Source organism: Vibrio coralliilyticus (assembly GCF_024449095.1).
GTDB classification, from domain to species: Bacteria; Pseudomonadota; Gammaproteobacteria; order Enterobacterales; family Vibrionaceae; genus Vibrio; species Vibrio coralliilyticus_A.
The window spans coordinates 3040829-3053375 of record NZ_CP024627.1; the positions used below are offsets into that span (position 1 = coordinate 3040829).

The following is a 12547-nucleotide window of genomic DNA, read 5'->3' on the forward strand; positions in this document are numbered from 1 at the left end:
AAATAGTCATGAAAAGCAAACAAGGTTTCACTCTAATCGAACTGGTTATCGTCATTGTGGTATTGGGTATTCTGGCCATCACGGCCCTGCCTCGCCTACTTAATTTGCAATCCAATGCACGCATATCCGCTTTACAAGGGCTAAAAGGAGCCATGCAAGGGGCGAATGAACAAGTTATTGGAATTGCCTCGGCGCAGAACCTGAACGCGCTCTCCAACGCAACCTTGACTCTAGAGGGTGACAGCGTCGATATAGGTTATGGCTATCCAAAAGCCGATAATGCTAATGCTTGGTCTCAGCTTTTGGACACAACGACTGAAGATGCCACCTTCGGCGCGGATGGTGCTGATTGGTACTTCAGCAATACCGATCCCAATGATGGTATCATTCTCTACATGCCCGCAGACCGACGCCAAAGCACGCAAAATTGCTACCTGCAATACCGTGAAGCCACTTCAGCTGCGGAGCCTAACTTTGTTTTGACCACGACGGGTTGTTAAATTCGCTTTACCCTCAAGATAAATATCTTTTGTTCGCCTAAACCAAGTATGCTCGGCATACTCCGCAGTTTAGGAGAGCACTATGAATATAACACCCGATCCTTTACTGCATCTTGGCCCATTTAGCTGGGCTGCACTGCTATGCTGCGCGATCAACGGTATTTTGATTGGCGTTGAACGTCAAACGCGTGGCAAGCCTGTTGGTATCCGAACATCCATCTTAATCATCGCTGGAACTTACTTATTTATGTCTATGGCGGTTTCTCTTTCCCCCAACACTTTAGATCAAGCTAGGGTGCTAGGGCAGATCATTACTGGAGTCGGCTTTCTCGGTGCAGGGGTGATGATGACACAAGATGGCAAAATACATGGTGTCACTTCAGCTGCGGTGATATGGGTACTCGCAGCATTAGGGATGATGATTGGTCTGGGTTACTGGCACCAATCGGTCATCATTACTTTGCTCACACTGATGGTTCTTTTGGGTGTCGATAAGGCGGAAAATCGTATTCAAGCTTTGAGGCGTGGTGTCCACCAAAAGAGACAACAGCGTAAAGCCTCTGCCATGGATAACCAACTGCACTCAAACGAGATATAAAAAAGCCACCCATCGATTGGGTGGCTGGTTTGATTCATCGCGGCTTAGAATAACTCTTCAGCCACTTTGTATAGGTCTTCACGAACAGGGCGTTTCATATTCTCAATCGCGTCGATGATGTCGTGATGAACCAGTTGCTCTTTCTGGATACCGACACAACGACCACCATGGCCATCCATAAGAAGGTGAACCGCGTAGTTACCCATGCGAGAAGCGAGAACGCGGTCAAATGCCGTTGGTCGACCACCGCGTTGAATGTGGCCAAGAACAGTAGCACGAGTTTCACGACCAGTGGCCGTTTCAATCTCTTTCGCCAGCTCGTTAGCGTCCATCATTAGCTCAGTAAGGGCAATAATCGCATGCTTCTTACCTTTCTTGATGCCATCCTGAATGTTGTTAATCAGTTTCTCTTTATCCAAGCCTGTTTCAGGAGTGATGATGTACTCACAGCCACCTGCAATCGCCGACATCAGAGTTAAGTCACCACAGTGGCGTCCCATGATTTCAACAATTGAAATGCGCTGGTGGGAAGAAGAAGTATCACGCAAACGGTCAATAGCATCGATTACTGTGTTCAAAGCCGTCAAATAGCCGATCGTGTAATCAGTACCTGCAATGTCGTTATCGATAGTCCCTGGCAGACCAACACATGGGTAACCCATTTCGGTTAACTTCTTTGCGCCCATGTAAGAACCGTCACCACCGACCACAACCAGTGCTTCGATGCCGTGCTTCTTAAGGTTCTCAATCGCCTTCTCACGAACAGCCACTTCTTTGAATTCAGGAAAACGTGCTGAACCTAAGAAAGTACCACCTTTGTTGATCACATCAGATACGCTTGAACGATCAAGCTTCTCGATACGGTCTTCATAAAGGCCTAAGTATCCGTCGTAAACGCCGTACACTTCTAAACCTTCCGATAGCGCTGTACGTACCACACCGCGAACGGCTGCGTTCATACCTGGTGCGTCACCGCCACTTGTCAAAACACCGATCTTCTTAATCATGCTCACCCTCGATTTTTTGGGAATCTTATTTCAATTTTTACGTCAGCAATTTACAACCGAATTACTGACAAGATTCTTATAGCTGTGCAGTATGTTACCTTGACGCACAAGGAATACTACTGTTATTTAAACTAAATTATGTAACTTTTCTACTTATGTAAGAGTATTACAGTTTTACTCTTTTTCTGATTTGATACACATCAGAATACCAACGGATTGTGCCCTCGATGAAAAGATAGTCAATAAGGCACATTTTGTCGCTTCAGACCTGTGGCTTACCATCCGCCGCTACCAATCTTGGGCTTTTTGCTCTTTCTCCGGCCCAAAAACAACCGAATACGGGTCTTGGTGGATCAATACATCGGCATGCGGGAAGCGTTCCAATAACCGATTTTCTACTGAGTCAGAAATGCGATGCGCTTCAAGCAGCGGGATCTGATCTTCAAGCTCAAGGTGTAACTGAATAAAACGCGTTGGGCCCGACATACGTGTTCGTAATTGGTGCACCCCTAAAACTCCATCGACTGATAAGCAGCACGCCTTGATTTCTTCCAACTCTTCATCCGGCAACTTACGATCCAGCAGAGTCTGAATCGCTTCTCGTACCATCTGCACAGCACTATATAAAATGTATAAACCAATCCCGACGGCAAACACCGCATCCGCTTGAGTAATGCCAAACCAACTTAAGCCCAGCGCTAACATAATTGCAGCATTCATGTATAAATCAGATTGATAGTGCAAAGAGTCCGCAGCAATGGCCTGACTGCCCGTTTGTTTAACCACGTATTTTTGGAACTGAACAAGAGCAAAGGTAATCACAATGGCAAATAAACTCACGTATACCCCATATTCGGGAGATTGCAGTTCATGAGGGCGGAAAAAGCGCTCTACACCATTGAGGATCAAGAAGACCGCAGAGCCAGAAATAAACATCGCCTGAGCCAACGCCGCCAAGGACTCAGCTTTACCATGACCAAAGGTATGCTCTCTGTCAGCGGGTTGCAGTGAATATCTGACGACAAAAAGGTTGACCAGAGATGCGGCAATATCGAGCATAGAGTCAATCAATGAGGCGAGTAAACTGACTGAGCCCGTCACCCACCATGCTGCCAACTTAACCATCAGCAGTAACGTTGCAACAATCGTCGCTGTCCAAGCAGCCAGTGTTACTAAACGTGCATATTCGTGTTTCATAGAGTAAAGCGTTTGAAAAACATTACCTTAAGTATAACTCGCAAATTATTGAATAAAAATGATACACAAAAGGCGGCCAATCGGCCGCCTTAATAAATCACATCGGTTTAACTATCGCTTAAGCGCTCTTGCATCTTATTGAAGCGCTTCTCAGCACGCTCTTTTTGCAGTTCAACATATTTGTTTTTCTGCTCTGGCGTCAGGATGCTCAACATCTGATGTTGTTTTTCCAACATTTTTACTTTACGTGCAGTCTGCTGCTCAACCATTTGTTTGGCTAACTCATTCGCAGCCGTTTTATCGAACGTATCCGCGAGTACCAAGGCTTGAAGTTTTTCTTTATTGGCTTGCATTTCAGCATGTCGAGTTTCAAAGTTTTGTTTAAACTCTGCTTTCATTTCGGTTTTAGACGTTTCACGCAGCACTTTCATCTGTTCTTTCTGCGCGTCCGTTAAATCAAGCTGACGCATAATGCCACGATCAAAACCAAACTCACCGTGGTGGCCTTTTTTATGATCTTTGCCACCAAAAGCGAATGCACTTGCCGTGCCCAGAGTCAAAGGAAGAATCACCGCCGCTAATATCAATTTCTTTGCCGTTTTCATAATCGTACCTTTCGTATCCAGAGTGAGGAATCAAGCTGCCTTGACAGCGCTTGAGTGTAGAATACGAACTGCAACGTAAAGTGGTGTCTAGAGAGCGTAAAGAATCGTAAAGAGCAAATTTTTGGCTAAAGCTCTTGACGAATAATCAGTAGTATTAGTGTAACGGGTAATATTGAAGAGATGCATTCCATGGCAAATATCCTATTAATTGATGATGACACCGAGCTAACCAGCTTACTCAAAGAGGTGCTGACGTTCGAAGGTTATAGTGTATCTGAGGCTAACGACGGAGAAGCTGGACTTGAGGCGGTTAATGACAGCATCGATTTAATACTGCTCGATGTCATGATGCCCAAACTCAACGGTATGGAAACCCTTAAACGCCTACGTGAACACTGGGAAACCCCTGTATTAATGCTGACCGCTAAAGGGGAGGAAATAGATAGGGTTATTGGATTAGAGTTAGGGGCCGACGATTACCTACCTAAACCCTTCAGTGATCGCGAACTGCTAGCGCGTATTCGTGCTATTTTGCGCCGCACACAGGCCAAAATCGGCACGAAAAACAGCGACTGTATCCACTATCAAGACATCAAAATTTATCCGGGTAAACAGGAAGCGTATTGCCAGGAGCAGTATCTTGAACTCACCACAACAGAGTTTGCCCTATTGAGCCACTTCGTTCAGCATCCTGGAGAAACCTTAACCAAAGAGACTCTCAGTTTGGATGTTCTGGGGAAACGACTCGCTGCTTTTGATCGTGCGATTGATATGCATGTCTCTAACCTCAGGAAAAAGCTGCCAGAGCGTGAAGATGGTAAGTCACGTATCAAAACTTTGCGCGGGCGCGGCTATTTGTTGGTAGAGGAAGATTAATGCGTCTGCCCAAAATCACCAGCCTCTACGGGCGCATCTTTGCTATCTTCTGGTTCACCATGTTTCTGGTGCTGATCGCTGTTTTGTCTCTACCTCATCTAGATCCACGTAAATCAAGAGATATCCCTGCTGATCATTACCAAAAACTGTTGGCCACTAAGCAGAAGATTGAACAAAGCTTTGCTGACGAAACGGATCTACGGCGTATTATTTTTCAGTTAGAAGGCCCCAAGCGATCACCACGAGATCCTCGTCCTCGCTTTGTCCTGACCGATCTTGAAGGCAATATCCTCACGACCCGGGATCGCAAGGACTTCAAGCTCAAAGCGGTACAAAATTTTATTACCGGCATCGAAGATCCAGATAAGCCGAAACAAAGGCTCTATGGGCACTATATGGTGGCAGGACCATTGCCAATCACACTGGCGCAGAAGGATCTTCTGTTGTACATCGGCGTCAAATGGAATCAACCCTCTCCTTTCCTAATTCGACTGTTTGATAAACCCTTCCAATTGCTGTTTGCTGTAATGCTGGTGAGTACCCCTTTGCTCCTGTGGCTTGCCTGGGCGCTCAGTCAACCGGCCAGAAAACTGGAGCGAGCCGCTAAGCGCGTAGCAAAAGGAGAGTTTTTTGTTGATCCACAATTAGAAAAAGGCACCTCAGAGTTTCGCCAAGCTGGCAAAAGTTTTAACCAGATGGTCGAAGCCGTAAATCAAATGATTTCAGGTCAACAGCGCTTGCTGTCTGATATCTCACATGAGCTTCGCTCACCCTTAACCCGCTTACGGATGGCCACAGCCCTTGCCTCACGAAAACAGGGAGAAAGCCCAGAGCTCACTCGCATAGATACAGAAGCGCAACGGCTAGAGCAAATGATCGGTGAATTGCTGGAGCTATCCCGTATGCAAGTCGATAGTCACGTCGAGCGCGAACAACAACCCATTGTGAGTCTTTGGGAGGCGATTCTTTCCGATGCGCAATTTGAAGCGGAACAAATGGAAAAGTCACTGAGCTATAATGACATCCCTGATCGCATGATTTCGGGCAACCCGAAATTGCTGATGAGCGCTGTCGATAATATTGTTCGTAACGCTATCTACTACGGTAAGGATATTATTCAAGTATCACTCGACGTTCATTCAGACCAGCTCACTATCTCTGTGGATGATAATGGGGAAGGTGTGCCGGAGCAAGAGCTTGAAGCCATCTTCCGTCCTTTCTACCGCGTCTCTACAGCACGTGATCGTCACAGCGGTGGCACTGGATTAGGGTTAGCCATTACCGAAAATGCCATCCGCCAGCATAGTGGTACCATTCGCGCTTTACGTAGCGAGCTTGGTGGCCTGAAAGTAGAAATTCTCCTACCGCTGATACCAAAGCAATAACCTTACAAAAACACAGTTGATAATGGATCTCATTATCATTTAAAGTAAATCCTTCAATGACGGAGGATTTACTATGTCTCACACTTTCCCTGACCTGCCTTACGCTTACGATTCACTAGAGCCGTATATCGACGCTAAAACCATGGAAGTCCATTACAGTAAGCATCACAGAACATACTTCGATAAATTTATTGCTGCAGTCAAAGGTACCGAACTGGAAAATGCCTCACTGAAAGATATCTTTGCCAATATTTCCCAGTACTCTCCAGCCATTCGCAACAACGGTGGAGGTTACTACAATCATATTCTTTATTGGCACTGCATGACACCAGGTGCACTCGGCGAACCTGAAGGCGACTTGGCAAAAGCGATTAATGCTACTTTTGGAAGTTTTGAGCAATTTAAGGCTCTGTTCGCCGATGCGGCCATCAATACCTTCGGTTCTGGTTTTGCGTGGTTAGTCGTCAAAGAAGGTCAGCTGCACATCACTTCCACAAGTAATCAAGACAATCCATTGATGGATGTGGCGGGCGTTCAAGGTGAGCCTATTCTGGCGCTGGATGTATGGGAGCATGCTTACTACATCAGTTACCAAAACCGTCGCCCTGAATACATTGATGCTTGGTGGAATGTCGTCAACTGGGATGCCGTCAGTGAAAACTATGCAGTAGCTCTAGCGCAAAACGCATAGCAAAAACTCACCATTTCAGGCTTGGCGGCATTTTAAAGCCGCCTTATACTGCTGAGTTTCCAAGCAGATGATAAGAAATTAACACTATGTTCGATATCGCCCTTTATGAGCCTGAAATTGCCCCAAATACAGGAAACATTATTCGCCTGTGTGCTAACTGTGGTGCAAACCTGCATTTAATTGAGCCATTAGGGTTTGATTTAGAAGAGAAAAAAGTCCGCCGCGCTGGTCTCGACTACCATGACTTAGCACGTGTCACTCGGCATAAGAACTATCAAGCGTTTGTTGAATACCTAGAAAAAGAGCGCGAAAGCTTCCGTATTTTTGCCTGTACGACAAAAACAACTGGTCATCACGTTGATGCTCATTTCCAGAGAGGTGACGTGTTACTGTTTGGCCCAGAAACCCGCGGCCTGCCAGCAGAGCTTATTGAGAGTATGCCAATGGAACAGCGCATTCGCATCCCAATGATGCCTGATGCTCGCAGCCTCAATTTATCTAACGCAGTCGCCATTATCGCTTTTGAAGCATGGCGACAAATGGGCTTTGAAGGTGCTCAATAGCATCATAAACTGGATATAAAAAAACGGACTCAAATGAGTCCGTTTTTTATATTTATCGAAAGCAGATAGGTCTATGGGCGAGCCACAAAACCTACCGCTTCGTATGCTTTCTTCAGTGTCTCAGCGGCGCGTGCAGACGCTTTCTCAGCACCCTGCTTCATCACCTGATCCATGTATGCGCGATCTGTACGGATACGGTGGTATTCAGCTTGAATAGGCTCAAGCATAGCAACAATTGCTTCACCAACATCTTTCTTAAATGGACCGTACATCTCAACGCCATGGTACTTAACTTCAATCTCTTCAAAGCTCTTACCTGTCGCTGCCGAGTAAAGGCCCATTAGGTTAGAAATACCGGCTTTGTTATCCCAGTCATGAGCAATACGCGGTGGCGTTTCTGCATCTGTCTGAGCTTTGTTAATCTTCTTGATGATTGACTTAGGCTCTTCAAGCAGAGTGATCACGTTCTTACGGTTATCATCCGACTTAGACATCTTCTTAGTCGCATCTTGCAAGCTCATCACTCGCGCATTCACTGTTGGAATATACGGCTCCGGCACTTGGAAGATTGGCTGCTCTGGTGAGTAGATGTTGTTGAAGCGGTTAGCGATATCACGTGCTAATTCAAGGTGCTGCTTCTGGTCACTACCTACTGGTACTTGATGCGCACCGTAGAGAAGGATATCTGCTGCCATCAACACTGGGTAGTCAAACAAGCCCACGTTCACATCACCAAATTGGCTAGATGAGTCTTTCGAATAACGCGCAGACTTGTCTTTAAACTGAGTCATTCGACCCAGTTCACCCATCTGGGTGTAACAGTTAAGAAGCCAACCAAGTTGAGCATGCTCTGGTACATGTGACTGAACAAATAGCGTGCTCTTTTGCGGATCAACACCAACTGCAAGACAAATTGCTAGTGCGTCTAGAGTCGCTTCGTGCAACGCTTTCGGATCTTGGCGAACCGTAATTGCGTGAAGGTCGACAACACAGTATTGGCAATCGTAATCATCTTGCATCTGCTGCCATTGACGTAGAGCACCCAAGTAGTTACCGATACTTAGTTCACCTGATGGTTGAACACCACTCAATACGATGGGTTTGCTCATGGGAATAGTTCCTTTGACTTCTTATGCTAAATAATGAAAAAACCGCGTGGTTTCTCTCCACACGGTTTACTCAGTGTACTCATTAACGAGTATTTTAAAAGATCTTTTGTCGCTATTAAGCTGAAACCATTAAGAGTTCTGCTAAATCTGCGATGGTATCTGCGACATAATCCGGTTGAGAGGCAGAAATAGGCTCACCGTGGTTGTAGCCATAGGTCAAACCAAACGAATGACAGCCTGCGTTTTTCGCCGCTTTGATATCGTTACTTGAATCACCCACCATTAGCATTTCTTGTGGCTGGCAGCCATGTTTCTCAAGCAGCCAATTTAGTGCCATTGGGTTAGGCTTTTTCTCGGGGAACGTATCACCACCAATCACATCAACAAAGTACTTATCAATACCGTGCTTCGCCAGAACCTCAGGGACAAACTTCGATGGCTTGTTGGTCACTAGCGCCATGGTAAAGTCCGCTTCGTGCAGCTCCGCCAAGGTTTCTTTTACCGCGGGGTAAAGGTGGCTAAGCTTGTGTCCACTTTGCTCGTAGTAGTCATCAAACAGAATACGCGCTTTAGCATGCAATTCTGGGTCTAAATCTGGTGAAACCGTTAGGCTGCGACTCAGCGAACGACCAATAAGAACATCAGCGCCGTTACCAACATAGTCACGCACTTGCTCTTCTGTCACCGCAGGGTAGCCTAATGCTTGTACGGCTTGGTCAGCAGCAACCGCCAAATCAGGCACGCTATCAAGTAGCGTACCGTCTAAATCGAATGCGATTAATTTAATATTGCTCATTGAATTAGTTAACCTTAGCCAGTTCAGCGCGCATTTCATCGATCACTTGTTTGTAGTCTGGCTGGTTGAAGATAGCCGAACCTGCGACGAACATATCTGCGCCTGCTTCTGCGATCTCTTTGATGTTTTCAACCTTAACACCGCCATCAATTTCCAAACGAATATCGCGACCAGATTGATCAATCATTTTGCGTACAGCGCGTAGCTTATCGAGTGTTTTAGGAATGAAAGATTGACCGCCAAAGCCTGGGTTTACTGACATCAGAAGAATCATATCTACTTTATCAATGATGTACTCAAGGTGAGATAGCGGTGTCGCTGGGTTGAGTACCACACCCGCTTTACAACCATGCTCTTTGATAAGCTGAAGTGTGCGATCAACGTGCTCAGAGGCTTCGATATGGAAAGTGATCATAGACGCACCTGCTTTAGCGAAGTCAGGAATAATGCGATCGACTGGCTTCACCATTAGGTGTACATCGATTGGTGCAGTAATACCGTAGTCACGCAGTGCCTGACAGATAGGCGCACCAAAGGTTAGGTTAGGTACGTAGTGGTTATCCATTACGTCAAAGTGAACCACATCGGCACCCGCTGCGAGAACTTTTTCTACGTCTTCGCCTAAGCGAGCCATATCTGCAGATAGAATCGATGGAGCGATAAGGAAATCTTTCATACCTGACCTCTAAAATGAATTGAGCAAAACGACTGAATATAAGTTGAACGCAATTCTACCTAAGCTAAAGGTCAGAAGATAGATGAGAGAAGAGAAATGTCGTTAACGGTTGTCTTGTGGCTTAAACAACGCCAATAGTTCATCTACTTTGTTGCGCCCAGCGCCATTGCGGCTGATCGTACGCTTAACCTTGACGACATTGAGTTCTGCCCCGTGGTATAGCCGGCGTGTTAACGTCGTATCATGGTTAGAAATCAACACTGGAATATTACGCTCTTTAGCGGCTTTTTCTGCCACATCCGCCAATGCGGCCTGGTCATCCAAAGTAAAGCCGTTGCCCGCATAAGAGGTAAAGTTGGCTGTATTAGAAAGTGGAGCGTAGGGTGGATCGCAATACACTACACTGCCCTTGCGAGCACGTTTGAACGTGTCGGTGTAGCTCTCGCACACAAATGTCGCTTTCTTCGCTTTTTGGGCAAAGAACTCCAGCTCAGCCTGAGGAAAATAAGGCTTTTTATACGAACCGAACGGGACGTTAAAACCGCCTTTCTTGTTGTAACGGCATAAGCCATTAAAACCAAAACGGTTCATGTAAAGGAACGCCAGCGAGCGATACATCACGTCATCGGTGCCATTAAACTCTGCTCGAATAGACAAGTAGGCATCTTTGCGATTGTTTTCAGGGACAAACCATCGTCTGGCCTCTGAAATATAATCGTCTGGCTTTTCTTTAAGTAAATTATAGAGATTAATCAGATCAGGATTAATGTCAGCAAGCAGATACTGCTCATAGTCAGTATTGAGAAATACAGAACCAGCACCAACGAACGGCTCTACCAGCTTACGACCTTCAGGCAAGTATCGCTGGATATCTTCGACAAGTCCGTATTTTCCACCCGCCCATTTCAGGAAGGCACGCTGCTTCTTCATCAACTGCTCTATCTATCAACCACAAATTAAGGCTGCGGAATGTAACATATTTTCCCGCTAAGCTCAGCGTTATTTCACTCGATCAATTTCACGGTGAACCTGACTGAGCGATTTTGCCCAAGGGTCTAGTCGTTGCAAGTCTTCAGGCAATGCATCTACTGCATCCCTTGCCACCTGAATGGTTGGATAGTTTTGATATGTGACGATGAACCACTCGATATCATTGCGCACCGTTGGATAGATATACACATTGTCAGATAATTTATATTTATCGAGAAAAGCTTGCACATCTTCCAGTGATTGTACGGCGGCCAGCTGTAGCGTATAGCTACGGGGAGAAAAGCGCTTTAGTTCCTCTTTGGTAAAAGAGAACGTAATGACTGTCTTTTCTGGTTGAGGGGAATTCTCTGTTTGAGCAATCGGCTCGGCTTCCACAGCACTTGGAGTCGCTGATTGTTCTGATTGAGGAATAGACTGCTCAACCACTTGTTCTATAGCGGTGGTATCTGCGGTTTCAGGCTTACCCTCGAGCAGAGCATCTACCACCTCAGAAGTAATCACGACACGCTGATGATCACTTTCTGGATTACCCACGCTCGACGTTTGCTCTGTTACCGCCGGCGGTAGAGATTCAGAATCATCTTCCGCAGAAGCAAGCATAGGATCGGTGCTCATCGACTCCTCTTCCATCGAGTTATTCAGCTCCGTTTCAGGCTCAGGGTCTTTAGCTAAAGTAGGGATGACGGTCTGCTCAATAGCATCAACCATTTGCTGTGCTTTATCATCCGGCGAGGGTTGACTCATCATCCACCAGTACCCACCACCAATCAATAACAGTAAGGTCACCACCAATAATGCGATGTTAATTGGTGAGCCAATAATTGAGCGGATAATAATCCTTTTTTCCACTTTATGATCCCCTAAAGCCATAATCTCACCCGGTCGACGGGCCACAGTTCGGTACGCATTACGTACGCGTTTTTCTCTTTCATCTTCGACAAAACGAATCACTAAGTGTTCAAAAAATCGATCGGCTTCATCCTGACTTAGTGGTTCGATCTCCAGATCAATTGGCTTGTGATCCTGCCCATAACTGAGCCGAGTCAGTAATACATCCAAACTATTCGACTGGGCAAACAACACCACATTAATTGTCCAAGCAGGGTTTTCCTGCGCTTCCAAAATCAGCATCCACAATTCAGATACAAATGTCTCCTGTAGAAGATGGGCGTCATCCACAACAATCACCGCATCGCAGCTTTCCCCCTGCATCTGGCGGGCAAAACTCTCAGCTAGAGGATCTGCAGGATTGAACATTGAGTCAGAAAAGAGCTGAGACAGAATCATAGTACGGCGCTGCTGATCATCCTGACTTGGATGACACATCAGGAGTGATTGGTTTTTATCTGACACCCACGCTTCTAAATAACGCTGGGCAAGCCAAGACTTACCAGCCCCTGATGCACCGCCAACAGTGACTAAGTTTGAACCGAAGTTAGTCAGCAATTGCATACGTTCAAGCAATTCAACTTGAGAAGCTAACTCCAACACACGGGATTCATGCGTCAAACTCATTTAACCATCCTAATGACAGCCTACTGTCTAAAGAAAAGA

The 12547-nt window shown here is 46.0% G+C and carries 14 protein-coding genes; 6 read left to right on the plus strand and 8 right to left on the minus strand.

The window, feature by feature from the left end:
- Positions 1-8 precede the first annotated feature (8 nt).
- On the plus strand, positions 9-500 hold the full coding sequence (locus CTT30_RS14360; protein WP_252035461.1) for a type II secretion system protein: 492 nt from the start codon (positions 9-11) through the stop codon (positions 498-500).
- An 82-nt stretch (positions 501-582) separates the two neighbouring features.
- Positions 583-1098, plus strand: a complete 516-nt coding sequence (locus CTT30_RS14365) for an MgtC/SapB family protein (protein WP_239838617.1) — start codon at positions 583-585, stop codon at positions 1096-1098.
- Positions 1099-1142: 44 nt separating this feature from the next.
- Here CTT30_RS14365 and pfkA read toward each other — a convergent pair whose 3' ends face one another.
- The 3 genes from pfkA to CTT30_RS14380 form a co-directional block, all read right to left on the minus strand.
- Positions 1143-2105, minus strand: coding sequence for a 6-phosphofructokinase (pfkA, locus tag CTT30_RS14370; RefSeq protein ID WP_239838616.1), 963 nt, complete (start codon positions 2103-2105; stop codon positions 1143-1145).
- A 288-nt stretch (positions 2106-2393) separates the two neighbouring features.
- Positions 2394-3302, minus strand: a complete 909-nt coding sequence (fieF, locus tag CTT30_RS14375; protein WP_239838615.1) for a CDF family cation-efflux transporter FieF — start codon at positions 3300-3302, stop codon at positions 2394-2396.
- A gap of 107 nt (positions 3303-3409) precedes the next feature.
- Complete coding sequence (locus CTT30_RS14380; protein ID WP_252035462.1) at positions 3410-3907, minus strand: CpxP family protein; 498 nt, start codon at positions 3905-3907, stop codon at positions 3410-3412.
- A 189-nt stretch (positions 3908-4096) separates the two neighbouring features.
- Between CTT30_RS14380 and CTT30_RS14385 the strand changes: the two genes are divergently transcribed.
- The 4 genes from CTT30_RS14385 (at position 4097) to trmL (ending at position 7422) form a co-directional block, all read left to right on the plus strand.
- A complete protein-coding gene (locus CTT30_RS14385) occupies positions 4097-4783 on the plus strand; it encodes a response regulator (protein ID WP_239838613.1) in 687 nt (228 codons plus the stop codon).
- Complete coding sequence (gene cpxA / locus CTT30_RS14390) at positions 4783-6168, plus strand: envelope stress sensor histidine kinase CpxA (protein WP_252035463.1); 1386 nt, start codon at positions 4783-4785, stop codon at positions 6166-6168. Before CTT30_RS14385 ends, cpxA begins: the two co-directional genes overlap by 1 nt.
- Positions 6169-6241: 73 nt before the next feature.
- Positions 6242-6859, plus strand: a complete 618-nt coding sequence (locus CTT30_RS14395) for a superoxide dismutase (protein ID WP_239876948.1) — start codon at positions 6242-6244, stop codon at positions 6857-6859.
- Positions 6860-6945: 86 nt separating this feature from the next.
- Positions 6946-7422: a tRNA (uridine(34)/cytosine(34)/5-carboxymethylaminomethyluridine(34)-2'-O)-methyltransferase TrmL gene (trmL, locus tag CTT30_RS14400; RefSeq protein WP_252035464.1), complete on the plus strand. Its 477-nt coding sequence runs from the start codon at positions 6946-6948 to the stop codon at positions 7420-7422.
- Positions 7423-7493: 71 nt separating this feature from the next.
- Here trmL and trpS read toward each other — a convergent pair whose 3' ends face one another.
- The 5 genes from trpS to CTT30_RS14425 form a co-directional block, all read right to left on the minus strand.
- A complete protein-coding gene (gene trpS, locus CTT30_RS14405; RefSeq protein WP_252035465.1) occupies positions 7494-8531 on the minus strand; it encodes a tryptophan--tRNA ligase in 1038 nt (345 codons plus the stop codon).
- A 115-nt stretch (positions 8532-8646) separates the two neighbouring features.
- On the minus strand, positions 8647-9327 hold the full coding sequence (locus CTT30_RS14410) for a phosphoglycolate phosphatase (protein ID WP_252035466.1): 681 nt from the start codon (positions 9325-9327) through the stop codon (positions 8647-8649).
- Positions 9328-9331: 4 nt separating this feature from the next.
- Positions 9332-10003 carry a ribulose-phosphate 3-epimerase gene (gene rpe / locus CTT30_RS14415; RefSeq protein WP_239876952.1) on the minus strand — a complete coding sequence of 224 codons (672 nt, stop codon included), beginning with the start codon at positions 10001-10003 and terminating at the stop codon, positions 9332-9334.
- Between the two features lie 102 nt (positions 10004-10105).
- On the minus strand, positions 10106-10933 hold the full coding sequence (dam, locus tag CTT30_RS14420) for an adenine-specific DNA-methyltransferase (protein ID WP_252035467.1): 828 nt from the start codon (positions 10931-10933) through the stop codon (positions 10106-10108).
- Positions 10934-11002: 69 nt separating this feature from the next.
- The gene (locus tag CTT30_RS14425) at positions 11003-12508 is read right to left on the minus strand and encodes an SPOR domain-containing protein (RefSeq protein ID WP_252035468.1); all 1506 of its coding nucleotides are present in this window, start codon (positions 12506-12508) and stop codon (positions 11003-11005) included.
- Positions 12509-12547: the final 39 nt, after the last annotated feature.